This is a genomic window from Paenibacillus sp. PastM-3, assembly GCF_029893965.1.
Classification (GTDB): domain Bacteria; phylum Bacillota; class Bacilli; order Paenibacillales; family Paenibacillaceae; genus Paenibacillus_AQ.
Genome location: NZ_JARXXP010000008.1, coordinates 12,302 through 37,148, shown reverse-complemented (window position 1 = coordinate 37,148; position 24,847 = coordinate 12,302). Strand labels below are relative to the sequence as shown.

25 protein-coding genes are annotated in these 24,847 nt (G+C 56.6%); 18 read left to right on the top strand and 7 right to left on the bottom strand.

The genetic code is table 11. From position 1 onward, the window contains the following. The first annotated feature begins 302 nt into the window (after positions 1-302). The 10 genes from M2108_RS13920 (at position 303) to M2108_RS13875 (ending at position 9,506) form a co-directional block, all read left to right on the top strand. On the top strand, positions 303-557 hold the full coding sequence (locus M2108_RS13920) for a FeoA family protein (RefSeq protein ID WP_277470134.1): 255 nt from the start codon (positions 303-305) through the stop codon (positions 555-557). Further along, on the top strand, positions 554-1,285 hold the full coding sequence (locus M2108_RS13915; RefSeq protein WP_277470135.1) for a FeoB small GTPase domain-containing protein: 732 nt from the start codon (positions 554-556) through the stop codon (positions 1,283-1,285). The genes M2108_RS13920 and M2108_RS13915 overlap by 4 nt, the downstream gene beginning before the upstream one ends. After that, a complete protein-coding gene (locus M2108_RS13910) occupies positions 1,263-2,672 on the top strand; it encodes a nucleoside recognition domain-containing protein (protein WP_277470136.1) in 1,410 nt (469 codons plus the stop codon). The genes M2108_RS13915 and M2108_RS13910 overlap by 23 nt, the downstream gene beginning before the upstream one ends. Positions 2,673-2,820: 148 nt before the next feature. Then, on the top strand, positions 2,821-3,666 hold the full coding sequence (locus M2108_RS13905) for an STM4015 family protein (protein ID WP_277470137.1): 846 nt from the start codon (positions 2,821-2,823) through the stop codon (positions 3,664-3,666). Continuing rightward, positions 3,663-5,006, top strand: coding sequence for an STM4014 family protein (locus M2108_RS13900; RefSeq protein WP_277470138.1), 1,344 nt, complete (start codon positions 3,663-3,665; stop codon positions 5,004-5,006). The genes M2108_RS13905 and M2108_RS13900 overlap by 4 nt, the downstream gene beginning before the upstream one ends. Beyond that, positions 4,999-5,784 carry an STM4013/SEN3800 family hydrolase gene (locus tag M2108_RS13895; RefSeq protein WP_277470139.1) on the top strand — a complete coding sequence of 262 codons (786 nt, stop codon included), beginning with the start codon at positions 4,999-5,001 and terminating at the stop codon, positions 5,782-5,784. The genes M2108_RS13900 and M2108_RS13895 overlap by 8 nt, the downstream gene beginning before the upstream one ends. A gap of 54 nt (positions 5,785-5,838) precedes the next feature. Next, entirely contained in the window at positions 5,839-7,506 is a 1,668-nt protein-coding gene (locus tag M2108_RS13890) for an STM4012 family radical SAM protein (protein WP_481856911.1), read from the top strand. Continuing rightward, positions 7,503-8,375 (top strand): STM4011 family radical SAM protein, encoded by an 873-nt coding sequence (locus tag M2108_RS13885; protein ID WP_277470140.1) that lies wholly within the window; start codon positions 7,503-7,505, stop codon positions 8,373-8,375. Before M2108_RS13890 ends, M2108_RS13885 begins: the two co-directional genes overlap by 4 nt. Continuing rightward, positions 8,372-9,268, top strand: coding sequence for an adenylyl-sulfate kinase (gene cysC, locus M2108_RS13880; protein ID WP_277470141.1), 897 nt, complete (start codon positions 8,372-8,374; stop codon positions 9,266-9,268). The genes M2108_RS13885 and cysC overlap by 4 nt, the downstream gene beginning before the upstream one ends. A 94-nt stretch (positions 9,269-9,362) precedes the next feature. Next, positions 9,363-9,506: a hypothetical protein gene (locus M2108_RS13875; RefSeq protein WP_277470142.1), complete on the top strand. Its 144-nt coding sequence runs from the start codon at positions 9,363-9,365 to the stop codon at positions 9,504-9,506. A 352-nt stretch (positions 9,507-9,858) separates the two neighbouring features. Here M2108_RS13875 and M2108_RS13870 read toward each other — a convergent pair whose 3' ends face one another. Beyond that, positions 9,859-11,277, bottom strand: a complete 1,419-nt coding sequence (locus tag M2108_RS13870; protein WP_277470175.1) for an aminotransferase-like domain-containing protein — start codon at positions 11,275-11,277, stop codon at positions 9,859-9,861. Between the two features lie 222 nt (positions 11,278-11,499). Between M2108_RS13870 and M2108_RS13865 the strand changes: the two genes are divergently transcribed. From M2108_RS13865 to glpX, 4 genes are all read left to right on the top strand, one after another. Next, on the top strand, positions 11,500-12,450 hold the full coding sequence (locus tag M2108_RS13865; RefSeq protein ID WP_277470143.1) for a DMT family transporter: 951 nt from the start codon (positions 11,500-11,502) through the stop codon (positions 12,448-12,450). A 177-nt stretch (positions 12,451-12,627) separates the two neighbouring features. Beyond that, positions 12,628-13,284, top strand: coding sequence for a helix-turn-helix transcriptional regulator (locus tag M2108_RS13860; protein WP_090720283.1), 657 nt, complete (start codon positions 12,628-12,630; stop codon positions 13,282-13,284). 18 nt (positions 13,285-13,302) lie between these two features. Next, positions 13,303-14,103 (top strand): pyruvate, water dikinase regulatory protein, encoded by an 801-nt coding sequence (locus M2108_RS13855; protein WP_068720778.1) that lies wholly within the window; start codon positions 13,303-13,305, stop codon positions 14,101-14,103. A 65-nt stretch (positions 14,104-14,168) separates the two neighbouring features. After that, the gene (gene glpX, locus M2108_RS13850; RefSeq protein ID WP_277470144.1) at positions 14,169-15,164 is read left to right on the top strand and encodes a class II fructose-bisphosphatase; all 996 of its coding nucleotides are present in this window, start codon (positions 14,169-14,171) and stop codon (positions 15,162-15,164) included. A 145-nt stretch (positions 15,165-15,309) separates the two neighbouring features. On the opposite strand, the gene M2108_RS13845 is transcribed toward glpX, so the two are convergent. Next, a complete protein-coding gene (locus tag M2108_RS13845) occupies positions 15,310-16,497 on the bottom strand; it encodes a YsnF/AvaK domain-containing protein (protein ID WP_277470145.1) in 1,188 nt (395 codons plus the stop codon). Between the two features lie 341 nt (positions 16,498-16,838). Between M2108_RS13845 and M2108_RS13840 the strand changes: the two genes are divergently transcribed. The 4 genes from M2108_RS13840 to M2108_RS13825 all read left to right on the top strand — a co-directional run bounded on the left by M2108_RS13840 (position 16,839) and on the right by M2108_RS13825 (position 20,490). Further along, entirely contained in the window at positions 16,839-17,150 is a 312-nt protein-coding gene (locus M2108_RS13840) for a (2Fe-2S) ferredoxin domain-containing protein (protein ID WP_277470146.1), read from the top strand. Positions 17,151-17,470: 320 nt separating this feature from the next. After that, a complete protein-coding gene (locus M2108_RS13835) occupies positions 17,471-18,319 on the top strand; it encodes an AraC family transcriptional regulator (RefSeq protein ID WP_277470147.1) in 849 nt (282 codons plus the stop codon). 121 nt (positions 18,320-18,440) lie between these two features. Further along, positions 18,441-19,430, top strand: a complete 990-nt coding sequence (locus M2108_RS13830; RefSeq protein ID WP_277470148.1) for an aldo/keto reductase — start codon at positions 18,441-18,443, stop codon at positions 19,428-19,430. Positions 19,431-19,581: 151 nt separating this feature from the next. After that, a complete protein-coding gene (locus M2108_RS13825) occupies positions 19,582-20,490 on the top strand; it encodes an aldo/keto reductase (protein WP_277470149.1) in 909 nt (302 codons plus the stop codon). A gap of 478 nt (positions 20,491-20,968) precedes the next feature. Here the strand turns inward: M2108_RS13825 and M2108_RS13820 are convergent, their stop codons facing one another. From M2108_RS13820 to M2108_RS13800, 5 genes are all read right to left on the bottom strand, one after another. Continuing rightward, complete coding sequence (locus M2108_RS13820) at positions 20,969-21,262, bottom strand: hypothetical protein (protein WP_277470150.1); 294 nt, start codon at positions 21,260-21,262, stop codon at positions 20,969-20,971. Between the two features lie 89 nt (positions 21,263-21,351). Continuing rightward, positions 21,352-22,083 carry a ZIP family metal transporter gene (locus tag M2108_RS13815; RefSeq protein WP_277470151.1) on the bottom strand — a complete coding sequence of 244 codons (732 nt, stop codon included), beginning with the start codon at positions 22,081-22,083 and terminating at the stop codon, positions 21,352-21,354. Positions 22,084-22,142: 59 nt separating this feature from the next. Then, a complete protein-coding gene (locus M2108_RS13810) occupies positions 22,143-22,718 on the bottom strand; it encodes a GNAT family N-acetyltransferase (RefSeq protein ID WP_277470152.1) in 576 nt (191 codons plus the stop codon). A gap of 155 nt (positions 22,719-22,873) precedes the next feature. Continuing rightward, positions 22,874-24,196, bottom strand: a complete 1,323-nt coding sequence (locus tag M2108_RS13805) for an amidohydrolase family protein (RefSeq protein WP_277470154.1) — start codon at positions 24,194-24,196, stop codon at positions 22,874-22,876. A gap of 18 nt (positions 24,197-24,214) precedes the next feature. Next, positions 24,215-24,841, bottom strand: coding sequence for a M20/M25/M40 family metallo-hydrolase (locus tag M2108_RS13800; protein WP_277470155.1), 627 nt, complete (start codon positions 24,839-24,841; stop codon positions 24,215-24,217). Positions 24,842-24,847 lie beyond the last annotated feature (6 nt).

The window sequence follows — 24,847 nt, the reverse complement described above, 5'->3', positions numbered from 1 at the left end:
CACCAGACCGGTCACACACCTTCTTTACTCTTCACCCCGCCACCTCACCGCCTAAGCCGGAACCTGCAGCCTTTCCCCTTCAGTCCCGCCTTTGCTCTGTAGAAGCATGGGAAGGGTTGTAAAATGGGCTGGTTACCCTCACCCGTCTTTCCCTGAGGAAACTTTATTGTTGCAAGGACAAATTTGTTTACATATACTAATATTGTGGCAAGGAACAATATTTTATCACCTGTGCATAATAGATGCTCATTTAAACTCTATACACATAAAACATAAAAAACATAAGGAAAGAAGGAGCTGCTATGGCTGGAGCCGCTATTCCATTGTCTGAAGCATCGAACGGCAGCCTGCTGCGCATCAGCGGCATTGACGTTCAGGGCGTACTGCGAAGAAGACTGCTTGACCTCGGTTTTGTCACCGGCAATACCGTGGAGGTGCTGCGACGCAGCCCGCTTGGAGATCCTGTCGCATTCCGGGTAAGCAATACAACGATTGCCCTGCGCCGGGAAGAAAGCTCGCTGATCTACGGGGAACTGCTTGGAGGTGAGGAGTTATGAGCCATTATACTGTCGCTTTTGCAGGCAATCCCAACACGGGGAAAAGCACTTTGTTCAACCTGCTGACCGGACTGCGCCAGCATACCGGCAACTGGGCGGGCAAGACGGTGACTACCGCTGAGGGCGAATTTACCCACAACCAGCATGTCTACCGTGCTGTTGACCTGCCGGGTACTTACTCGCTGTATTCTAACTCCGCTGATGAGGAGGCTGCCCGGGATTATATTATTTTTGAGCAGCCGGATGTGACGCTGGTTGTGTTGGATGCTACGTCGCTTGAGCGTAACCTGAATCTCGCCCTTCAGGTGCTGGAGATTACAGGCCGAGCCGTAGTGTGCATCAACCTGATTGATGAAGCGAAGAAGCTTGGAATCAGCATTAATCTAAAAGCCATCGCCAAGCAGCTCGGCGTTCCGGTCGTGGCCATCTCGGCACGCAATCAGATTGGAATCGGAGAGCTGCTGGATCAGCTGGAGCGCGTGGCGACAGGCGCTTTTACCGGCAAGCCGCTGAGGATCACCTATAGCGATGAAATCGAACAGGGCATTGCCGAGCTGCTGCCGCTGGTAGAGCAGACTTTAGGCTCCCGTTATCCTGCCCGCTGGATCGCCCTGCGGCTGCTGGACGGTGACAGCAGCCTGCTTAGCTCGCTCAAAGCCCATATGGGGCGCAGCACAAGTCCTGCACATAAGGAGGTGACCGGCCATGGAGTCACCGCATGCCATTAAGGGTTCTGATCCGCTGGATTCCCTGCTGGCAGCAGCCCGGAAGCTGGCCGACAAGGGCGCAATCCGCGATGAGATTGTCACCGGCATCTACGGGGTATCAGCAGGCATCTGCCGTGAGGCGGTCAACTATCAGGATAAAAAGAAGCTCAGCAGCACCTACAAGCTTGACCGGATCGTTACCTCGAAGCTCTGGGGCTTCCCGATTATGCTTGCCGGGCTTGGCCTTGTGTTCTGGATTACGATCGCCGGGGCGAATTACCCGTCCGGCTGGCTGGCTTCTTTTTTCGGCTGGATCGAAGGGTATCTGACCTCCGGCTTCACAGCGGTGAATGCACCTGCCTGGCTGCACGGCGTACTTGTTCTGGGACTGTACCGCGGCACCTCCTGGGTTATCAGCGTCATGTTGCCGCCGATGATGATCTTTTTCCCCGTGTTTGCGTTGCTGGAGAATTTCGGCTATCTGCCGCGGGTGGCTTTTAACATGGACCGTTTGTTCAAAAAATCCGGCGGACACGGCAAGCAGGCCCTGACCATGTCGATGGGGTTCGGCTGCAACGCCGCCGCCATCCTCTCCACCCGGATTATTGAGTCGCCGCGCGAGCGGATGCTGGCGATTCTCACCAACAACTTCGTGCCGTGCAACGGGCGCTGGCCGACGCTGATCCTGCTGTCCTCGCTGTTCATGGTTGGTGCCTCAGCAACAGGTGCGCTGCGCACCTTCTCCACTGCGCTTGTTCTGATGGGAATTGTGCTGGTTGGCATCACCGTCACCCTGACGGTATCCTGGGTCATGTCCAAAACGATGCTGCGCGGCGTGCCGACCCATTACACACTTGAGCTGCCGCCGTACCGCCGCCCGCAGTTCTGGAAGACAATTGTCCGCTCCTCCAAGGAAAAATCACTGAACGTGCTGACCCGCGCCATTGTCGTTGCCGCTCCGGCCGGCATTCTCACCTGGATACTTGGCAATGTAGTTATCGGCGGCGACAGTGTGCTTAATCATATGGCGGCATTTTTTGATCCTTTTGCCCAGCTGCTCGGTCTGGACGGCTTCATCATTATGGCTTTCATACTCGGGCTGCCTGCCAACGAAATTGTGCTGCCGATCCTGCTCATGGGCTATATGTCCTCAGGTGCAATGGTTGACGTTGAGGGCATCGGCAGCATCAAGGAGCTTTTTCTGAGCCACGGCTGGACCTGGCTGACCGCGCTGAACATGATGCTGTTCTCGCTGCTTCACTATCCGTGCGGCACCACGCTGGTCAATATCTACAAAGAGACCAAAAGCCTGAAATGGGCGGTGCTATCCGCCGTCATTCCGCTCGGTATCGCCATCGGTGTCACCTTTGCGATCGCACAGATCGTCCGGCTGCTCGGCTGGGCCTGAGTTATCATTCACACCCGCTTCTACCGTAACAGGGAGGGGCGGGTGTTTGGCGTTCATCAGCTGAAATACCGTTCCCAGGCCATTTGACTCCTTTTTGCCCAGATGTTAGGGTGAAACTGAATCCAACATTTTCCGGGAGGGATTACTGATGACGGAAGTAAAGCTTGCTGTCGGATACGACGAATATGAAGACGGCCAACGAATGAATACGGAGATTGAGCGCCTAAGCGCCAGCCCTGAAGCTGCGCAGCTGACCAGCCTCATCATCGGGGATTGGGGCCAGGCCTACGAGAACAGCTCGGATGAGGTTGTGGAGGCTCTTGTTAAGCACAGCGGAAGCTTTCCGGCCCTGCGCAAGCTGTTTATCGGGGACATGAGCTATGAGGAATGTGAAATTTCGTGGATTACGCAGACGGATCTCTCCCCCTTGCTCCCTGCCTACCCGGAGCTTCAATCACTCACCATACAAGGCGGGACAGATCTTGGCCTCAGCAAGCTGCAGCATGACAAGCTCGAGGAACTGATTATTATTACAGGCGGTCTCAGTAAAAAAGTGCTCGCCGAGATCGCAGCCGCTTCTTTGCCGAATCTGCGCAGGCTGGAGCTGTACCTTGGCGTGGATAATTACGGTTTTGACGGCAGCCTTGAGGATCTCCTTCCATTGATTGAGCCGGGCAAATTCCCGCAGCTGACCTATCTGGGACTGAAAAACAGCGAGATTCAGGACGAGATCGCCGAAGCCCTGGCTGATGCACCGATCCTCGACCAGCTTCATACGCTTGATCTTTCCCTTGGAACGCTTAGTGACAAAGGCGCGGAGGCGCTGTTAGCCAGTGAGCGGATCAAAAAGCTGCAGGCGCTGAACCTGAGCTATCATTATATGTCGGACAATATGATTACCCGCTGGCGGGCCAGCGGTCTGCCGGTGGATGTCAGCGACCAGCAGAAAAGCGATGACGATGAAGACTGGCGTTATCCGTCCATCACTGAATGATGCAGGAAGCGCAGCCGCTGATCCTGCTCTGCAGCCCCGGCGACAAGCGTTCCGGCGGGATTCAGCAGGCACGCAGCAGGCTTGGACTGCCCCCTGCTCTGCTCATTCCTTACCTTGAGCTGCTGCAGGGTGCTTCGCTGGGTGAGCTGCTGGAGCGGCAGATGCCGGGCGGCCGGTTGGCGAAGCTGCTGGAGCAGCAAGCACCAGTCGAACTGACGGCTGGGCAAGTGAAGCAGCACATGCCGGCCGCACAGGCTGCCCCGCTGCTGCGGCTGGAGTCGCCCGGCGGCAGCTTCGAAGCCGAGCGGGCCCTTATTGCTCTCGGCGCCCCGGATGCCGGGGAGCAGGACGATTCGCTGCACCCCTTCGGGCAGCAGCGCGATCCCTACCCGCTCAGCGTCCGGGCCGCCGGCCGGCTGAAGGAGATGCCGGGCGTGCTGCATCATCCGTCCCAGTGGTTCCGCGGCTACTGCCGGCTGCTGGCCAGAGTTCAGCGGGCAGCCGCCGCATTGCTGCCGGCTGCCCGCTGGCAGAATCATCCCGGCGATATTGCCGCGATGACGGACAAACGCCGGACGCAGCAGCTTCTGGCAGCAGCGGGCGTTCCGGTTCCCCGGCCGCTAGGCGGCAGTCAGCCGCCTAGCGGCTATGAATCCCTCCGGGAGCTGATGCTGACGGAGCGGATGCACCGGGTCTTCATCAAGCTGGCCTGCGGCTCGGCCGCTTCAGGTGTCATTGCTTATCAGATCAATCCGGCCACGGGGGCCGAGCTGGCTGTGACCACAATCGGGGTCGAGCAGTACATTACCCGTCCCCCCGTGTACTATAATGCCGGGAAGCTGCGGCGCTACACAGACTCTGCAGTCCTGAAGGGAATCATCAACTGGCTGTACAGCCACGGGGCATATGCCGAGCAATGGATTCCCAAGGCCGGATTAGCCGGGGATTCCTTCGATATCCGCCAGCTGGTCGTCCTTGGTGAAGCCGGCCATTCGGTAGCCCGGGTCAGCACGACACCGATTACGAATCTGCACCTGCGCAGCCGGCGGATGACACCTCTGGAGGCAGGACTGACGGAGGCGGAGCAGGAACAGGTACGGCGCACAGCTGTGCAGGCGCTGGCCGCTTTTCCCCGCTCGGCGGTCGCAGGAATTGATGTTCTTGTCTCTTCCGGGTCAGGCGGCGTAAAGCGCACCTATGTGGCTGATGTGAACCCTTTTGGCGACCTGCTGTACGATGTTGAATACGAAGGCTTCAGCACTTATGAATGGGAAATGAAAAAGCTGAAGGAATACAGGAATATAGCCACTAGAAAGGGTGCTATTAACAGTCATGACTGATATGAACGCCATCGTCGGCACCCATGATATTCTGATGATTACTCTCGATACCCTGCGCTACGACGCTGCTGTCCTGGAGGAGGCGAACTGTCCCAATCTGTGCGGCACCGGCTCCTGGGAGAAACGGCATACCCCCGGCAGCTTCACCTACGCCGCACATCATGCCTTCTTCGGCGGTTTTCTGCCGACTCCCGCTAACACGGATAAGGCCTCGCATGTGCGGCTGTTCCATTCCAAAAACACCGGGATGAAAACCCATCCCCACACCTGGCTGTTCGACACTCCGGATCTTGTATCCGGGCTTGCCGGAGAGGGCTATCGTACGGTGTGCATCGGCGGGGTTATTTTTTTCACCAAAAAAGTGCCCTTGGCCCGCATCCTGCCCGGCTATTTCCAGCATAGCTACTGGCGGATGACCTTCGGTGTCACTAATCCGCGCTCCACGGAGCATCAGGTGAATCATGCCTTGAAGGTACTGGACAACACCCCGCTGGATCAGCGGCTGTTCCTGTTCCTCAACGTGTCTGCCATTCACGGGCCTAACCATATGTTCCTGCCGGGTGCCCGAAAAGATTCCGTAGACAGCCAGCGTGCCGCATTGCGTTATGCCGACGGGGAGCTGGGACGGTTGTTCGCGCGGTTCCGGGAACGCGGCAATCCGGTTTTTTGCCTGGCTTTTTCGGACCATGGCACCGCCTACGGGGAGGACGGCTATGAGGGGCACCGCCTGGCGCATGAGACGGTATGGAATGTCCCTTACCGGGAGTTCATCCTATAACCTGGCATAGTGGCTTACCGTTTACCGGTTCAATCCGGATGAAAGGAGAAACGTATGACGTCTACCGGCAACTTTTTGCAGCAACCCTGTACAAATGACGTAAGACCTTCTCTCTCTTCGGGGGAGGCCGAGCAATGGAAAAAGCAGATTACTTCTAATCCGTACCGCAATTATCTCTATTCTTATCCGCACAAAACCGCTTACCGTGAATTTCAGCCTCCCCTTTCTCTGGATCAGCTATGGCGGAATGAGCCTGCGGAAACATTCTTTCTGTATATGCATATCCCGTTCTGCGGCGCGCGTTGCGGCTTCTGCAACCTGTTCACACTGCCGGACAAGCGCGCCGATGTTCACGCCCGCTATGTCGATGCGCTGGAGCGGCAGGCCCGGCAGTGGTCGGCTTTTACCGGCCATAAGCCTTATGCCCGCTTTGCAATCGGCGGCGGTACGCCGACCCTGCTGGCTGCACCCCAGCTGAGCCGGCTGTTCCTAATTGCCCGGGAAATCATGGGGCTGGACACCGCCCGGGCCTCGATCTCGGTGGAAACCTCACCTGAGACGATTACGGAAGAAAAGCTGTCCATCCTTAAAGACAACACGGTTGACCGGGTCAGCATGGGTATCCAGAGCTTTGTTGCTGCCGAGTCGGCAGCTATATACCGTCCGCAAAATCCCGAGGTGGTATACCAGGCGCTGGAGCTGCTAGGAAAATACCAGTTCCCGATTCTCAATCTTGATCTGATTTACGGGTTGCCGGGCCAGACGGTGGATTCCTGGCTGTATTCGCTGGGGCAGGCGCTGCTGCATGAGCCGCAGGAGATTTTTATCTATCCGCTCTACACCCGCGAGCATACGATTGTGAAGCCCGGCGATCTGCTGCACCACGAGGATTTGCGGCATGAGTGTTATACTGCCGCCTGCCGGGTGCTTGCTGAACACGGCTACCGCCAGTATTCGATGCGCCGGTTCGCCAAAGAAGAGGCGGGCACAGACAAGGCCATCCTTGACTACAGTTGCCAGGAGGAAGGGATGATCGGGCTTGGCTGCGGCGCACGTTCCTACACCCGTGAGGTGCATTATGCCTCCCGCTACGGGGTCAGCCGCAAGGCAACGGAGAGTATCATTGCCGACTACGTGTCAGCGGAGCGTTATGACACGGCTGATTACGGCATCGTGCTGAGTCTGGCCGAGCAGAAACGGCGGTTCATCCTGAAGGCCATCCTGCACAGTGAGGGGCTGCGGCTGGCTGATTACAGCGATCGCTTCTCAACTTCACTGTGGGACGACTTCCCTGAGCTTGGCCTGCTGCTTGAGAGCGGCTTGGGTGAGATGCAGTATGAGGCCGAGGGTGTGGAGCAGCGTGAGGATCGGGGCGGAAATAGGGCTGAGGCACCAAGTGGGAGCCGGAACGGGGATCAGAGTGACGCCCGGGATGAGGAGCACCGGGAAGCTCAGAGCAGCGGACTGCATTTTGATCAGGAGAATATCCGGGATACTGCTCAGGACGAAGGGCGCCGGGAGGATAAGGACGGGGATCAGCCTGTGAGTCAGAGTGATGCACGGGATGTCGTTCAGGATGGAAATAACCGGGCCGCTCCGGGCCGGGATCGGGACGGCATTCTGCGCTTAACCTCTGAGGGTCTGGGTTACTCCGACTCAATCGGCGACTGGTTCATCTCCGGTGACATCCGGGAGCGCATGGAAGGATTTATTTTGCCATGAATGCCGTTCTCTACTACCGGGGTGCCCTCACCTCCTGCAATTATGACTGCCCCTACTGCCCGTTCGGCAAAACCAGAGACAGCGCAGCAACACTAGCCAAAGACCGCGAAGGTGTTGAGGCTTTTGTCCATTGGGCTGCGGAGCAGGGTTCAGCGGGGCACCGGCTGTCCATCTTTTTCAATCCCTATGGCGAAGGACTGATCCACCGCTGGTACAGGGATGCGCTTGTCACCCTTTCCCACCTCCCGCATGTGGATAAGGTGGCGATTCAGACCAATCTGTCGGCTAACCTTGCTTTTTTGCCGGAGCTGAACCCTGCTACTGCTGCCTTTTGGGCTACTTATCACCCGGGCCAGGTTAATGAGGACAAATTTCTGGCCCAGTGCATGGCCGTCCATCAGCAGGGGATCCCGCTTAGTGTGGGCAGTGTGGGAATCCGCAGCGCTTTTCCGGCGATAGCTTCGCTGCGGGCCGCTTTGCCGGAGGAGATCTATTTGTGGGTGAACGCCTACAAGGACAAGCCGGATTATTACACACCGGAGGATCTCGACTTTCTTAGCGGTATCGACCCGCATTTTCACATTAATGCCGCCGACTATGAGAGCCTGGGCAGAAGCTGCAACGCCGGCAAAAATGTATTTTATGTCCAGGGAGCCGGTACAGTAAAACGCTGTTATAAGGACCGCGGTGTTACCGGCAATCTTTACCGTGACGGACTTGAGGGGCTCGCCGCCGAGCGGAGCTGCCGGATGAAGGTCTGCGACTGCTATATCGGCTACATCCATATGCCCGAACTCCAGCTGGAGCAGATCTACGGCCCGGGCCTGCTGGAGCGGATACCCTACGGACTAACGGAGGTGACGGGATGAGGACAAATGGCCAAAGTGCAGGATTGGGTCATGACGGTGCTGCGGCTCTGGGGGATGATGGGACTGGGGCGGTTTGCGGTCAGGCAGCAGCTCAAGAAAAAGATGAGCCGGGAGCAGCTTCCCATGATGCTGCACACCGGGTTGATAACGGGGTTGCCGGCGCGTCCAACTGGCTGAATAGTGAAACTATAGTGACTACAGCTGATTTGGTAAGCCAGGCGGATGATGCGACTATTGTGACTACTGTTGGTTCGGTAAGCCTGGCGGATGATGCGACTATTGTGACTACTGTTGGTTCGGTAAGCCAGACGGATGCCGGGATTGGTGTGACTGGTGACGGGAGGACAACTGACGCCGCAGGTCAAGCCATGACGATCTGGCTGACCGGTCTGTCCGGTGCAGGCAAATCGACCATCGCCTCTATGCTGACGGACAGGCTGACCAAGCTAGGCATTGCCGCTGAGTGGCTCGATGGAGACGAGCTGAGGCGCACCCTCGGCAAAGGCCTCGGTTTCAGCCGGGAGGACCGGTTTGAGAATATCCGCCGGGCGGTGTACCTTGCTGAAATACTGAACCGCCATGGTGTGGTTACGGTAGTCTCACTCATTAGTCCCTATGCGGAGATGCGCGACTATGCCCGCCGGACTCTTCCGCGTTTTGCCGAGGTCTATGTAGACTGTCCACTGGATGTCTGCGAAGCCCGGGATGTCAAAGGAATGTATGCCAAAGTCCGCCGTGGCGAAATTCCTTCGTTCACCGGCATTTCCGATCCTTATGAGATACCGACCGGTCCCGAGATGACGCTCAACACAGCCGGTCAGACGCCGGAGGAAAGTGTAAACACACTGTTAGCCTGGCTTACGGAACACGCTTCACTACGGCTAAACAAATAAACAAAACCGCGCTCTGTCTACTCACCCAGACAGGGCGCGATTTGTTTGTGGCTGGTTACTTTGAATGGAGTGCTGCTGCGAGGAATACCACGTTATGACAGGTTACGGTTACGGTTACGGTTACGGTTACGGTTACGGTTACGGTTACGGTTACGGTTACGGTTACGGTTACGGTTACGGTTACGGTTACGGTTACTGTACGGATCAGATAAAATTTGTCGTACAGATCAGCAGCTAAATTCCGGACATTCAGAGGCAGCTTTGCCTCTCATTCCACTCCACAGCTCCTTTCTGGACAATTCAAAGGCATTTTTGCCTTTGATTTCTTTCGCCCCGCGGCCGGCCTCCAGCCCCGTTTCCGGCCGGCTCAGAGCCATCCCTGTCCCTGTCCCTGTCCCTCACATCTCCCACAGCCCCGGCGCCCAGTCTTTCAGTCTTTCAGTCTATCGGTCTGTCCAATCGGTCCAGTCTGCCCGGTCTTTCGGTCTGTCCGGTCTGTCCGGTCTGTCCGGTCTGCCCAATCGGTCCGGTCTATCCGGTCTGCCACGGCCCCTTCAACGGAACCTCACCCGCTCGAACGCCCCCGCACCTCACAGCTCCCGCGCCAGCAGCATCAGCTTGCGCATGCCCTCGCGCAGCACATTCTCGCTGGCGAAGGAGTAGCTGAGCCGCAGCCAGGAGGTCATCTCCCCGAGCGGGTCGCACAGCTCACCCGGGACGAAGGAGATGGACTGCTCCATGCTGCGCTGTAGCAGCGCGGCGGCCGAGACGGACTCCGGCAGCTTGATCCACAGGTTCAGCCCGCCCTCCGGCGCGGTCCATTCCCAGCCGCTGCCGGCCAGCTCTTCCTCCATAATCTCCTTATGTACCTGCAGCGCAATCCGCAGCTTGCCCAGATGCTGCTGCAGGCGCGGCGACGTGTAATAGTGCAGAAAGATCTTCTGGTTCAGCAGCGGCGAACCGTTGTCTGCCATCGATTTGGCCGTAATCAGCCGTTCCATGAACGGATGGCGGCAGGCCACTGCACAGATCCGCAGGCCCGGCGCCACATATTTGCTGAAGCTGCTGATATAGATGACCCAGCCTTCCGTATCGTAAGCGAAGAACGGCGCCGGCGGCACCTCGCCGAAATAGATGTCGCGGAAGGGGTCATCCTCGACCAGCAGGCAGCGGTACCGCTCGGCCAGCTCCACCAGCAGCTTGCGCTGGCGCGCCGGCACCGTATGGCCGGTCGGATTATGATGGGTCGGGTTGATGTAGAACATCCGCGGCCGGCAGGTGCGCATCAGCTCCTCGACCGCCTCCAGATCATAGCCCTCCGGCGTGATCGTAACCGGCAGCAGCCGTGCACCCGCCCGGCGGAAAATATCAAGAGCTACACTATATGTAGGCCGCTCCACCAGCACATAATCCATCGGCCCGAGTACAAGACCCGCGATCAGATTGATCGCCTGCTGGGCCCCCGAGGTAATCAGCAGCTCAGCAGGCGACAGCTGCAGCTTGAAGTGCTCCTGATAATGCCGGCTCAGCACGCTGCGCAGCTCAGGATCACCCTGGACGGAGGAATACGTGCCCATGACCTTCGGATAGAGGTCGAACACTTTTTTGACATAATCGGACAGGAACAGGTTCGGCAGCAGACCCGGATCAATCAGCGCCTGCGAGAACTGGTACTGAACCGGCATACGCTGAATATCGGACATCGGATTGGTCAGCGAATAGGCCGGTACTCCGGCGGCAGCTTCTGCCGCCGGCTCTTCCCTCAGCATACCGGCAGGTGCAACATAATAGCCGGATTTATCTTTTACATAGACCCTGCCGCTGCTAGCCAGCTCCCGGTACGCCTTAAAGACAGTCAGCCGGTGCACCTGCAGCTCCTCGGCCAGCACCCGGATCGACGGCAGCTTGTCATGCACCTTCCATTCCTCGCGTACAATCCGGTTCACCATATAATCATAAACCTGCCGGAAAAGCGGATGGTTCTGCTCCATGTTGGCCGGTTGTTTCATAGCTTTTGCACTCCCCTCAGCAATTCCCGCAGCCCGTATCTTCTGCAGAGACAGCGTTACAGCCGCAGCCTGCAGCCCGCAGCCCTTGTTATTTCCCCTATTGTACAGCATCCGGTCCGTCATCTGTTCTGTTACTTATTAACTGTTCTGTGCCCGGCCCGTTATGATTAACCAAAATGCTTCACCGTACTGCCATATTACATTCAAAAAGGGGAACTATTCATGATTATGCTGGCTTATTCGCTCGTCTGTCTGATCTTCGGCACTACCTTTCTTGCTATTAAAATCGGAGTGGACGCCGGGCTCCCGCCCTTCTTCTCCGCAGGAATCCGTTTCTTTCTCGCCGGTGCTGTCCTGTTTCTCTGGATGGTCATCAAAGGCAAAGCCAGCTTCTCCCTGCTCCTGCGCAAAGAAATGCTGATTACCGGAGCCGCCCTGACCTTTGGCACCTTCTCCGCACTGTACTGGGCCGAGCAATATGTTTCGTCAGGACTTGCCGCCGTACTGTCGGCTACCGGGCCGATGATGATCCTGCTCATGCAGACTGCTTTTCTCCGCCAAAAAGCGCCCTCCTACTCTCTTTACGGCTGCATCATCGGCTTCACCGGCGTTCTGCTGCTCGTGCTGCCAAGCCTTGTTGTGGACGTGTCCCCGCTATGGATCACCGGCTGTATCGTTGTGCTGATCGGGGAATGCTGCTACGCGGCCGGGGCGATTTATTCCAAAAAAGTGATCAATGCCTTTTCCGGCGTCTCGCCCGTTGCCTTGAATGCCGCGCAGATGATGTACGGGGGTGTTCTGCTGTTTCTTTTATCGCTTGCTGCCGAACCATGGCATCCGGAAACTCTGCTCTCCCTTAAAACCGCCGGTTCCCTGCTCTATCTGACCGTGATCGGCTCCATGGTCGGACATACCCTGTTCTACTGGCTCGTTGCCAAGACAAATCCGGTGTTCCCGTCCACCTGGCTGTATATCTCGCCGCCGATTGCCGTTGGTGTGGGTTACCTGTTCTATAATGAGGCCGTTACCTGGATTACGCTACTTGGCGTGTTCACCATCATCACTGGAACCGTACTGGTTAATGCGGGGGCTCTGAAGGTGCTTTTATTCAAAAAGAAAACGGCACCGGCTGTCCTGCCTGTCCCTCCACTCGATGCTGCTGCACAGAAATAAAGCAATTTTCACTCACTAAATTTATTTATGACGTACTATATGTTGCATTAGTGATCAATATTGCGTATTATATAAATAAGTTAAGGGGTATTATTACCATTAAGACGTCTGAATGAGAGGGGGAATCGGCCAATGGTACTCCTTTTCCCTTAGGAGAGACCTGATAATATCCGGAAAATGGAGGGACCCGCAATCGAACTGACATCCCGTCAACTGCAAATTATTGAAATTGTAAAAAAACGCGCACCGATCTCCGGCGACCAGATCGCCGAAAGCCTGAACCTCAGCCGGCCGACTATCCGCAACGACCTGTCCATTCTGGTCATGCTGGAGTACATTGACGCCAAGCCGAAGGTCGGCTATTTTCCCGGTCAGCGGTCTGTGGCGCATCTGGGCAGCGGCTATCTGCTGCGGGAAACGAAGGTCAAGGATATCCAGAGCATCCCGGTGGTCATCCGTGAGACAACCACGATCCAGGATGCCGTCGTCACCCTGTTCCTGCAGGATGTCGGCACCCTGATTATCTGCGACGGGGACGGCAGGCTGGCCGGAGTGGCCTCGCGCAAGGATTTCCTGAAGGTAACGCTCGGCAATCCCGGTGCGGTATCCATGCCGGTCAGCATGGTTATGACCCGTATGCCTAAGGTAGTAACGGTATCGCCCGATGAGCCGGTGCTGGATGCTGCACATAAAATGATTTTTCACGAGGTAGACAGTTTGCCGGTGGTCGTACCCGGCGGCGCGGAAGATACCGTCCCGGGACTTCAGGTAACGGGCCGGCTGACCAAAACTTCCATCGTTAAGCTTCTCCTCGATCTCGAAGCCAAAGGATAACGGGAGGATTAGAAACGCATGGAGCAATCTTCGCACTACATCACGATATGCTCGGATTCAATAGGCGATACGGCAGAAGCAGTAGTGCAGGCCGTTATCCACCAGTTCCAGAATCAGCGTGTCACGATCAGGAGATACGGCAATGTAAGGCATGAGGATGAATTGCGCAAGCTGATGGAGGAGACGGCGCAGCTGCAGGGTTTTGTCGCCTATACCCTGGTGCAGCCCGAGCTCCGGGAGATGATCCGTGAGGAAGCGGTCCGGCTGGACCTGCGGATTGTCGATATTATGGGCCCGATGATGCAGGCCTTCATCGACACCTTCGATGACGCGCCGCAGGCCCGTCCCGGACTGCTGCATCAGCTGGACGAGAACTATTTCCGGCGGATCGAGGCCATTGAGTTCACCGTTGCCTGCGATGACGGCCGTGACCTGGGCGCCATGCTGAAGGCCGACATCGTGCTGCTGGGCATGTCCCGGACCTCGAAGACACCGCTCAGCATCTTCCTTGCCCACCGGGGCAAGAAGGTGGTCAATTATCCGGTTGTACCGGAGATCGCTCCGCCGCAGCAGCTTCTGAGCCTGCCGCCGAGCCGGATTATCGGCCTGACAATGGAGCCGGAATATATGCTGAAGATCCGTTCCGAGCGCCTCAAGATGCTGGGTCTGCCTGCGGGCTCGCAATACGCCAGCCTTGAGCGCATCCATGAAGAGATGGAATACGCCGCAGTGCTGTTCAAGAAGCTGGGCTGTCCGGTGATCGACATTACCGACAAGGCCATTGAGGAAACCGCCGGCATCATTATGGGACATCTTTAACCCTTGGCCCGCCGGGCGGATGTGATGTACACCAAACCTACAACCTATAAATGGAGGGAAAACATATGGAACGCGAATTGGCACTGGAGATTGTACGGGTAACGGAACTGGGCGCTTTATCCTCAGCACGCTGGATTGGCCGGGGCGACAAGAATGCGGCGGATGATGCCGCCACAACTGCCATACGTTCCATGTTTGATTCTGTCTCCATTGACGGAACCGTCGTGATCGGCGAAGGCGAAATGGATGAAGCCCCGATGCTCTATATCGGAGAGCGTGTCGGCACCAAGAACGGGCCTGCTGTAGATGTAGCCGTTGACCCGCTTGAAGGTACGGAGGTAGTCGCCTGCGGGCTGCATAATGCCCAGTCGGTCATTGCGATTGCCGACCGCGGCAGCCTGCTGCATGCGCCCGACATCTACATGGAGAAGCTGGCCTGCGGCCCCGAGCTGGCCGGCAAGCTCAGCCTGGACGATTCCGCCGAGGTTACGCTGCGCAAAGCCAGCATGATTACCGGCAAGACGCTGTCCGAGCTGACCGTAATGGTGCTCGACCGCAAGCGCCACGAAGATCTGATCAGCACCCTGCGCGAGCTGGGTGTGCGGATCAAGCTGCTCGGCCACGGCGATGTGGCCGGAGCGATCGCCGCGGCGCTTCCCGACAGCGATGTCGATCTGTACATGGGCTCCGGCGGAGCGCCGGAAGGCGTACTCGCCGCCGCTGCCCTGAAATGCCTCGGCGGCGAGCTGCAGGGCCGGCTCCTGCCGGAAGGACCGTTCGAGCTGCAGCGCTGCCTGATGATGGGTCTGGATAACCCGGCCCGCGTGCTGTCGATGGAGGACATGGTCGGCACGGGCGATGTCATCTTCGCTGCGACCGGCGTTACCTCCGGCGAATTCCTGAATGGTGTCCGCTTCATCGGCAAGGAACGCGCCGAGACGCATTCAGTTATCATGCGGGCGCAGAGCAAGACGATCCGCTATATCCGCAGCATTCATTTCCTGCCCGGCAAGGAAATCCCGCAGGGTGTCTCAGACCGCCAGAACGTTGCTTTTATGTAGGCTGCCGCCAGGCTCCGGGACCTGCCGCATATACCTCAGCGGCAGCCGGACTGCTGCGGAACGCAGCAAAAAGGGTTTGCCCGGGGTCCAGCAGGACCCGGGCAAACCCTTTTATTAGTTATAACACTGTAAGTCTGGCCGCCGCTTAACGCGTGCGGCTGTGGTCTCTGTCTCTCAGCAGCTCATCACTGGTATTCACTTTCACATCCCCCGTCTTATCGACACGGGCCTCTTCGCGTTTCAGGGTATCTTTTACCTGCTGAGTGCCCTGAACTTCACGCTTGTGAATGTCCACTTCACCGGTGACCACCGTGTTCTTATGAACCTCGACCTGCTCTTCGCTGACCGGGATACGGATGGTTTCATCGGCTCCGACTGGCGTTTGGCTGGAGTCATTGTTGACCGAGCGCCGCTCAATCACAATTTCCTCATGGGATACAGGAACGTTGATCGTCTTCTGCTCCTCCACGATTTCCTTGCGCACGCTGACCTCACCGGCCTGCACCCTGTTTTTGGACACATCCAGCTGTTCCTCGCGCAGACGGAGCTTACGGGCTTCTTCATCCTCGCCTTCATAAGCAAGCGAGCTTCTGCTGTCTGCATCCTTGCCCATGCCGTCAGGCGTTCCGGAGTACAAATCAGCCTTCATTCCCGGCCGGTTTAAGTCCTCATGCGCCCGGTTATCCGGCAGATCGTGCACCGGAGCAGAATTCATTGTATCAAGCCCGGTGTCTGTCCGTCCTTCAAGACCTGAGCCGTTAAAGGCAGCATCCACGACATCTGACACTGAATGATCAGCGACATCTCTATACGAACCGTTCGTGCTGTTATCTTCAATATATCTTTCGGCATTGGCCGAATTATGGTTACGGAATACGGTGTACACATCGTTAACACGTGCATCATCCGCATCTACCATGACCAGAATCCGCCCCTCGTCTACATCATTTTCATAGCTTTCCGCTTCATCCTCCGGAATGCCAAGGCCGATCAGGCCGCCTACCAGCCCGCCGGTACCGGCTCCGATGGCCGCCCCTGTCAGTGTTGCGGCAATTGGACCCGCAGCAATAATCGGTCCGATCCCCGGGATAGCCAAGGCACCAATCCCTGCCAGGAGTCCGGTCACCCCGCCGAGCAATCCGCCGGTTGCTGCACCGGAGGCCATGCCTTCCGGAGCTTTGGTTCCTGTCTCTTCACTAATGGCTTCGACATCTCGTTTATTACGGGCAATCACGGAGATGTCCTCTGTCAGAAATCCTTGACTTTTCAGATCTTCAATAGCCTGCGAAGCCTCATATTCGGTATGGAACACACCTACAATTTTCTTATTCATAACGATTCCCTCCTGATAGCTTTTATTTGATATGCTTAGCCACTCTTTCACATTTCTTAATTAACCACTCCCTTATCCGCGAAACTGAAAGTTTTTCAATTTTGAACGATTCCTCAAATATATTTTCGAAACAGAATTTGCACTGGAAATCCTATCCTCCGACACATTTCCATCATATTTCCCTTGTAAAAGTCAGGTAAGATCACACAATATTTACGGCATCAGCCCATTTGTTAAGCCTTTTGGAACAATCGCTTCAACCCCATTACACCACCCGCAAAAGGGACTATACTCCTCGTAAGATATGTCACCCATTTTTACATGACCAAGGAGGTCTACCCATGAATATGCGTTTAAAGGTATTGAAGAAGCATCTGCTGTTCTGCTGCAGTGAGCACTGCAACAATCAGGAGGTCGAGGATGTCATGCAGGCGTTCAAGGAGCAGCTGGTCGAGCAGGGAATCAACAAAACGGTCAAAATCAACAAAACCAGCTGCCTCGGACTGTGCGGCAACGGTCCCTTTGTCATCGTCTACCCTGACGGCGTTTGGTATTACAATGTAACAACGGACGACGTTCCGCGCATTGTGGAGGAGCATCTGGTAGGCGGCGAGCCGGTGGAAGAGCTGGTTATGCTGAAAATGGAAGCCTGACGTTATAACGCCGGACTTTCTCCCCTCAAACGGCCGCTCCATTAGGAAATAACCCCGACAACTTATAAACGCTTAACCAAGTAGAAACGGCTACGCCGTCCTAAATAGGACGGTATCCGTTTCTGCGAGAAAGATAAGGATCAAGGATAGCGTGAAATATATACTTTCTTATCTTTTGGAAAAAGTCCCCGCTCCGCTTCCGTCATCGGAAGGGCGCCGGGACTTTTTGCGTTGTCTTACGCCGCTGTAAAACTATTGTATAATGGTGACTATATACGCATATATCCAAGACCACTTTACACAGGAAAAGAGGCTGAAGGATGGCCATATTTAAATATAATCCGCAGCGGCCGCTGCGCAGCAGCCCCGATCTGCATCTGCATTACTGGGGCTTCGAGCATTGTGCGCCCGGCCACACCGTCGGTCCCGGCGTCCGTGACCTTTACAAAATCCACTTTATTCATGAAGGCACCGGCAGGGTTGCCGTCGGGGAAGCCGAGCACAGGCTGCAGGCCGGACAGGCTTTTCTGACCTATCCCCATATCGTGACTTATTATGCAGCAGACAGCACGGAGCCGTGGACCTATTCATGGGTTGCTTTTACCGGAGAAGAGATTGAATCCCTGTTGTCCCGGACCTCTCTGTCGCCGGAGCAGCCCGTGTTTCCGATGGATCAGCAGCTGATGCCTGCCCTTTACGATCGGCTGACTGCAGAAGCGGATACGGCTGAGGGACTCGACCTGCCGCTTAAAGCAATCATGTATGAGTTCTTTACGATGCTGCTGCGTACAGCCCCGGCAGCGAAGGACAATGTCCGGCTTCCGCGTGCCAAAAGCTCCTATGTCGAGGAATGTCTTCATTTCCTGCATGCCCACTACTGTGAAAATATCACCGTAGAGATGATGTCTTCCTCCCTGAAGCTGGACCGCAAATATCTGTCGGCCCTGTTCAAACGGACGGTCGGCCTGCCGCCGCAGCAGTATCTGCTGAATTTCCGCATCGCCAAAGCCTGCGAGCTGCTGGCGGAGAGCAGCTGCACCGTCGGTGAAATTGCCCGTTCGGTCGGCTACCAGGACCCCCTGCTGTTCTCTCGGATGTTCAAAAAGGTCAAAGGCTGCTCCCCCAAGGACTACCGCAGCCGCCATGCGAATAACGACATTGTGCTATAAACATCTTCCATGCTGACATACGCTTTTGCCCCGTGGTTCCGCTACAATAGAACGTGTCAGTTAAGCCGTAAAATCTTCCGTTATGAGGAATAACACATCACAACTATTAGGAGGATCTCACATGTATATCGCCAGTCCTGAACGTTATGACAACATGAAATATAACCGCAGCGGCCGCAGCGGCCTGCTGCTGCCGGCAATCTCGCTCGGCCTGTGGCATAATTTCGGCGGCAACGACCTGTTCGAAAACGGACGGGCCATGGTTCGCCGCGCTTTTGATCTGGGCATCACCCATTTTGACCTTGCCAACAACTATGGACCGCCACCAGGCTCCGCCGAAGAGAACTTCGGCCGGATTCTCCGCCAGGATCTCGCCGCTTACCGCGATGAGCTGATTATCTCCACCAAAGCCGGTTACTATATGTGGCCGGGCCCATACGGCGAATGGGGCTCCAAGAAGAATCTGGTGTCCAGCCTGGATCAGAGCCTGAAGCGGATGGGCCTGGATTATGTCGATATTTTCTACCATCACCGTCCGGACCCGAATACTCCGCTGGAGGAAACCATGGCTGCGCTGGATCTCATCGTCCGCCAGGGTAAAGCGCTGTATGTCGGTATTTCCAACTACCGGCCGGCGGAAGCCCGCGAAGCGGCGCAGATTCTCCGCCGTCTGGGCACACCTTGCCTGATCCACCAGCCGAACTACTCAATGATGTCGCGCTGGATTGAGGATGAGCTGCAGGATGTGCTCGCTGAAGAAGGCATCGGCACCATCGCCTTCTCTCCGCTGTACAAAGGCATCCTGACCGACCGCTATCTGAACGGAATTGCAGCGGATTCCCGCGCAGCCGGACCAAGCGTGTTCCTCTCCGAGAAGGAGATTACCGAAGAGGTGATCGGCAAGGTACGCAAGCTGAATGATATTGCAGCAGCCCGCGGACAAAAGATGTCACAGCTCGCCCTCTCCTGGGTTCTTCGCGGCGGTAAAGTAACCTCTGCGCTGATTGGTGCAAGCAAAGTGAGCCAGATTGAGGACGCAGTGGCATCCCTGAACGCTCCCGAGCTCAGCAAGGAAGAGCTGGAGCAAATCGAAGCCATTCTGCGCGGATAATTGCGGTGATAAACGCAAGGATGACTGCAGATACATCAATATAAAGACGGCAAATGTCCCTGCACGGCCGGAAGGCCGGGCAGGGACATTTGCCGATTTCTGCATCAGGGATGCTATAATGGACACAAAACCGCACAGAAGGGGATGCATCATGAACAAGAACCGGTTAGGGCAATCCGATTTATATGTAAGCGCTATGGGGCTGGGCTGTATGTCTCTGGGAACCGAGGAGGCACCGGCTGTATCCATCATCCATGAGGCGCTGGATAAGGGGATCAACTTCCTTGATACAGCCGATCTGTATGATGCGGGCCGCAATGAGGAGATTGTAGGCAACGCCATACGCGGCCGCCGCAGTGACGTTGTTCTGGCCACTAAGGTCGGCAACCGCCGGATTCCCGGCCAGGACGGCTGGTCGTGGGATGCGTCCAAAGCCTATATCAAATCCGCGGTACGTGACAGTCTGCGCAGACTGCAGACCGACTACATCGACCTCTATCAGCTCCATGGCGGAACGATGGAAGATAATATCGACGAGACGATTGAGGCCTTTGAAGAGCTGAAGCAGGAAGGGCTGATCCGTTATTACGGCATCTCCTCCATCCGTCCTGCTGTGGTCCGCGAATATTTGAAACGCTCGGGTATTGTAAGTGTGATGAGCCAATACAGCATTCTTGACCGGCGTCCGGAGGAGTCGGTTCTGCCGCTGCTTGAGCAGCATGGCATCAGCCTCATTGCCCGCGGTCCGCTGGCGCGCGGCATCCTGACCGATAACGGCCGCTCCAGGCTGGAGAAGGATTATCTGGATTATTCTGTGCCGGAGCTGGCAACGCTGCAGGACCGGCTGACACAGCAGGCTCCTCCTTCCCGGACCCTTACGCAGACTGCGCTGCTCTACCCGCTGTCACAGCCGGCGGTTGCAGCTGTCATCCCGGGTGCAAGCAGCCTTGAGCAGCTGCGGCTGAACATTGCCGCGGCCGAAGCAGCGCCGCTTACCGCCGCCGAAGCGGACGCCGTCCGCCAGGCCAGCAAAGCGAGTGTCTATACGGCCCACCGCTAGGCAATGTGTAGCATGGCAAGCCGGGGCAACCAGCCGGCCCGGTGAACAAGCCTCATAACCGGTAACAACAAACAGGCTATCCCATAAACTGCATCATGCAGCGGGATAGCCTGTTTTGTGCTGGTACTCTCTAAGCTAAAACTCTATAAAACGGACATTGAAGTTTTGCAGGCTTTCGTCTACTGATAACCGCCGGGCCCATGCTCCATGCTAACGGACTGAGCTGCCGTTATCCAAGGCATAACCGGGATGACCGCAAGCTAACGGACACCAGCGCTCTTAAACGTGCAGATTCGCAGAAAAATCGCCAGCAGACCGGTAAATAAAGGCGCCCCGGTCCGTTAGCCTGCAGAAGTGTGCCAAATGGGGAAATAGCATCATTACAGTCCGTTAGATTCGCCAAGCTGCAATACCAGCTGAACAGACGCCCTCTTTTTATGCTGAAAGCGGGTTAATCCGGTAACGTCTCTGGGCCCTGCTATCTTCTTTTCCGCAAACGGAGAATCCAGAAGACCAGCGACACCAGAAACACCAGTCCCGTAATTGCCCAGGTCAGCAAGAAAGCCATCCCCAGCCCGATATTCGCATCGGCAGCCTCCCGGAGGCTCTCCTGCACCAGCAGGATTGCAAGCGGAGCACCGCTCGCCAACAGCAGTACCAGTACACTATAGCGCGCAAAAGACGTGCGTTTGGGTAACGCGTAATACATACTGAGATATGAAAGAATCAATAGAACAAAAGATAACGAAGCCTGCTGTATAAGTCTGTCCATCCTGTCCACTCCCTACCTTAAGCCTTCGAATGCGTACAGTATATCGGCTCTGCAGGCCTGATGCAAATGCGGAGGCTCTCCCGGCCGGATCAGCCGAAAATCTGCGTAATGTACACCATCGCCAGCAGCCCGAAAATAAAGGAATAGGTCGATGGCCGCTCATATCCGTGCCCGTGGCTCTCCGGAATCAGCTCCTTATAGACGATGAAGAGCATCGCTCCTGCGGCAAAAGCCAGCCCGTAGCCTACTGCATGCTGCAGCGAGCTTGCTGTGAAATAACCGACAACCGCCGACACCATCTCCATAAGTCCGGTCAGCGTGGCGACTCCCAGCGCCTTCCACCGGGTAGACTTGGAGTTCATCATGAAGACAGCGAGAATCAGACCTTCCGGCATATTCTGCGCCCCGATCGCGATCGCCACCATGGGACCGAGACTGGCCTCCTCGCTGGCATAGCTGAAGCCCGTGCTCAGGCCTTCGGGAATATTATGGATAAACAGTGCAATCATGACGAGCAGCGCCTTGGAATCCATATTGGCAAAGCCGGGTTTGTTTTCGACATCGATATGCGGAATGTTTTTTTCAATAAGGTCAAGCAGCAGCACCCCGGTGATCAGCCCGAGCGTCAGTGCAGTAATCCCCGATTCTTCAATCGCCTGCGGCATCAGGCCGAAGGTCGAAGCAGATACCATAATTCCCGCGGTAAAAGCGACCAGTATATCCTTCCAGCGCTCTGACAATCTCCGCACGAACAGAATGGGTACCGCACCAAGCACCGTTGCCATTGCAGATAAAAAGCTGCCTAGCAGCGCAGTCTCCAAGTTATTTCCTCCTCTTGTCAGGACAGAATTTCATAGGCCCAATTTATGCGGCGGGCAGCTTAGTTTATGACCGGGCCGTCTTTTTGGTGCCTATCCCGCTCCCTATCCTGCTCCTGCCACTGCTCCCCTGAATCCAGCTCCAGTGTCATCAGGTCTTCATCCAGATACCGCCCGTCCAGCTTTACCGCATTGCGCTCCGTGCCGTAGCATGTGAAGCCAAGAGCAGCATACAGCCGCTTTGCCGGCTGGTTGTCCGAAAATACGGTCAGATTCACCGTCATAAGCCCCGGCATTTGCCCTGCACGCGTGATCAGCTCACTCATCAGGGAATGGCCCAGCTTCTGCTTGCGGGCTGAGGGAGTCACATACATGGCGAAGACACTGCCTTTATGGCGGAGCTTCTCCCTGCTCTCCCGGATAAAAGTAACTACGCCGGCCAGCTCACCCTGCCCGGTGAACCCGCCCAGGGTGAACTTGTCCTCCGCAGGCTCCAGCCTGCGGCTTGTAACCTCCAGCGGCATTTCCTTCTCTGCTTCATAGGTGCTGAGGAAGGCTTCCGGATGAAGCTGCAGCGCCTGCAGCCGCAGCCCGCGGTATTGTTCCGCATCGTCCGGATTTAGTAATCTTATGTACATGGCAGCTCCTTCTTCCGCCCGGGGCGGACAACCGATCTAATTAGATTATAGCCGCAGACCGGGACTTTTGAAACGGAAAGGCAGGCAGGGCAGCAGCTCCGCCGGAGAGCCGCAGCCCTGTTAATGACAGGAGCTGCACCTGCACATTAGCAATTTCATCCCCGTCTGCCCCATTTTCCGAACAGCTCATCCACCCGTCTGCCTATAGCAGCCTCCGGTACAGTCAGCAGCTTTCCGCCGCCTACCACAACCCTGCCGCCTACAACAACCGTTGAAATCGCTCCCGGCTGCATGGCGTAGACCATGTTGGCGAACAGCTCCTGCCGCGGGGCAAGTGACAGGTCATGGACATCAAGCGCAACAAAATCCGCATACTGGCCGGTTTCCAGGGAACCGGCCGGCAGCCGCAGTATTTCACCGGCGCGTGAAGTTCCCATCTCATAGACCTGACCGGCGGTAATGCAGGTACCGTCCATGCGGCTGACCTTCTGAAGCAGCGAGCACATGCGCATTTCCTCAAACACACTGATCCGGTTGTTGCTGCAGCCGCCGTCTGTGCCGAGCGCAACCTTGACACCGGCCCTCAGCAGGTCGGGAATGCGGGTCACCCCGTCCGCCAGAAACATATTGCTGGACGGGCAGTAGGCCAAAGCTCCTTTTCTCCGGCCGATCAGCTCAATCTCAGAATCCTCCAGCCAGACCAGATGAACAGCGATTATTCTCTCATCCAGTACCCCCAGTGAATCCAGGTAATGCACCGGGCGAAGCCCGTAGGCCTGCAGCATCTCCTCAACCTCGAACATCTCCTCGGCAACATGGATGTGAAACGGCGTATCCAGCTCCTGCGCCAGCCGGTGTCCGGCCCGGATCATCTCCGGGGAAGCTGCATGCGGGCTGTGCGGAGCCGGATGAACCGTAACCAGCGGATTGCCCTGGTATTTCACAGCCAGCCGCCTCGTCCGTTCCACCGCTTCAGGAACCGTTTCGCGGTAGGCCACCGGAGCACCATCCCAATCATACATCGTCCGGGCGAATACCAGGCGGATACCCAGATCCTTCGCCGCCCGGATGACAGCTTCATCAAGCGCCGTACCGCCGCCGTGCACATAGAAGAAATCACAGACTGTGGTTACTCCATAACGCAGCATTTCACCGAAGGCCAGCAGGGCGCCGGTATAAACCGCCTCCTCATCCAGCAGCGGGGAATAGCGGTACAGTGCCTGATCCCGCCATTCCAGAAACGGCTTATCTATGGCAATCCCGCGCAGCAGGCTCTGGAAAGAGTGGTTGTGGGCGTTGATCGTGCCGGGAACAATCGCTTTTCCATCCCAGCGGATGTGCCGGATATCCGGATACCGCTGCAGCAGCACCTCCCGGCTGCCTACCTCTGCTATCAGGCCATTCTCGACCAGCACAGCAAGGTCTGGCCGGAACTGGTTCTTCGTGTATACCGCATCTGCCGAATATAACGTCCGCAAGCGGCTCCCCCCTGCCTGTTATGGGCTCAATTCAACATCCAGCGCCAGAATGGACTGCAGCAGCACATTTCCGGCCTGTTCAATATCCTCGATCCGGCTTTCTTCATCAGGACAGTGGCTTTTTCCGCCCAGACTGGGCACAAACAGCATGCCGGCGCTGGTCAGAGACGCCATGTGCGCGGCATCATGACCAGCCATGCTGCCCAGCGCATAAGTCTTAATGCCAAGCCTGCCGGCCTGGGCGGCAAGCAGCCGGATCAGCAGCTGGGCCATCGGCTGGGACGGCTGATCCAGGATTAGCCGCCGGCCCAGCGACAGCCCCCGGCGCTTTGCAATAGATGCAGCCTGCACACCCCAGGCTTCCATAACCCAGCGCTTCTGCTCCTGCTGCGCTGCTCTGACTTCCAGATGAAAAACAGTCTGCCCCGGGATAATGTTCGCGGCGTTCGGCTCATTGCTGATCCGGCCGACGGTGCCCACCACTTCATCTGCCGGATGCTCGCGGCAGAGCTGCTCAAAGGCCAGCATGATTTCGGACGCGCCCATCAGCGCATCCTTCCGGTCCTCCATCAGAGTGGTTCCCGCATGGTTGGCTTCTCCCGAGACCGTTACCTCCTCCCGGTAAATACCGGTTATAGCGGTCACAATTCC

Excerpts from the sequence above, each read along its gene's own strand:
- M2108_RS13920 (WP_277470134.1), top strand. The coding sequence starts at position 303 with ATGGCTGGAGCCGCTATTCCATTGTCTGAAGCATCGAACGGCAGCCTG.
- M2108_RS13915 (WP_277470135.1), top strand. The coding sequence starts at position 554 with ATGAGCCATTATACTGTCGCTTTTGCAGGCAATCCCAACACGGGGAAA.
- M2108_RS13910 (WP_277470136.1), top strand. The coding sequence starts at position 1,263 with ATGGAGTCACCGCATGCCATTAAGGGTTCTGATCCGCTGGATTCCCTG.
- M2108_RS13905 (WP_277470137.1), top strand. The coding sequence starts at position 2,821 with ATGACGGAAGTAAAGCTTGCTGTCGGATACGACGAATATGAAGACGGC.
- M2108_RS13900 (WP_277470138.1), top strand. The coding sequence starts at position 3,663 with ATGATGCAGGAAGCGCAGCCGCTGATCCTGCTCTGCAGCCCCGGCGAC.
- M2108_RS13895 (WP_277470139.1), top strand. The coding sequence starts at position 4,999 with ATGACTGATATGAACGCCATCGTCGGCACCCATGATATTCTGATGATT.
- M2108_RS13890 (WP_481856911.1), top strand. The coding sequence starts at position 5,839 with ATGACGTCTACCGGCAACTTTTTGCAGCAACCCTGTACAAATGACGTA.
- M2108_RS13885 (WP_277470140.1), top strand. The coding sequence starts at position 7,503 with ATGAATGCCGTTCTCTACTACCGGGGTGCCCTCACCTCCTGCAATTAT.
- cysC (WP_277470141.1), top strand. The coding sequence starts at position 8,372 with ATGAGGACAAATGGCCAAAGTGCAGGATTGGGTCATGACGGTGCTGCG.
- M2108_RS13875 (WP_277470142.1), top strand. The coding sequence starts at position 9,363 with ATGACAGGTTACGGTTACGGTTACGGTTACGGTTACGGTTACGGTTAC.
- M2108_RS13870 (WP_277470175.1), bottom strand. The coding sequence starts at position 11,277 with ATGAAACAACCGGCCAACATGGAGCAGAACCATCCGCTTTTCCGGCAG.
- M2108_RS13865 (WP_277470143.1), top strand. The coding sequence starts at position 11,500 with ATGATTATGCTGGCTTATTCGCTCGTCTGTCTGATCTTCGGCACTACC.
- M2108_RS13860 (WP_090720283.1), top strand. The coding sequence starts at position 12,628 with ATGGAGGGACCCGCAATCGAACTGACATCCCGTCAACTGCAAATTATT.
- M2108_RS13855 (WP_068720778.1), top strand. The coding sequence starts at position 13,303 with ATGGAGCAATCTTCGCACTACATCACGATATGCTCGGATTCAATAGGC.
- glpX (WP_277470144.1), top strand. The coding sequence starts at position 14,169 with ATGGAACGCGAATTGGCACTGGAGATTGTACGGGTAACGGAACTGGGC.
- M2108_RS13845 (WP_277470145.1), bottom strand. The coding sequence starts at position 16,497 with ATGAATAAGAAAATTGTAGGTGTGTTCCATACCGAATATGAGGCTTCG.
- M2108_RS13840 (WP_277470146.1), top strand. The coding sequence starts at position 16,839 with ATGAATATGCGTTTAAAGGTATTGAAGAAGCATCTGCTGTTCTGCTGC.
- M2108_RS13835 (WP_277470147.1), top strand. The coding sequence starts at position 17,471 with ATGGCCATATTTAAATATAATCCGCAGCGGCCGCTGCGCAGCAGCCCC.
- M2108_RS13830 (WP_277470148.1), top strand. The coding sequence starts at position 18,441 with ATGTATATCGCCAGTCCTGAACGTTATGACAACATGAAATATAACCGC.
- M2108_RS13825 (WP_277470149.1), top strand. The coding sequence starts at position 19,582 with ATGAACAAGAACCGGTTAGGGCAATCCGATTTATATGTAAGCGCTATG.
- M2108_RS13820 (WP_277470150.1), bottom strand. The coding sequence starts at position 21,262 with ATGGACAGACTTATACAGCAGGCTTCGTTATCTTTTGTTCTATTGATT.
- M2108_RS13810 (WP_277470152.1), bottom strand. The coding sequence starts at position 22,718 with ATGTACATAAGATTACTAAATCCGGACGATGCGGAACAATACCGCGGG.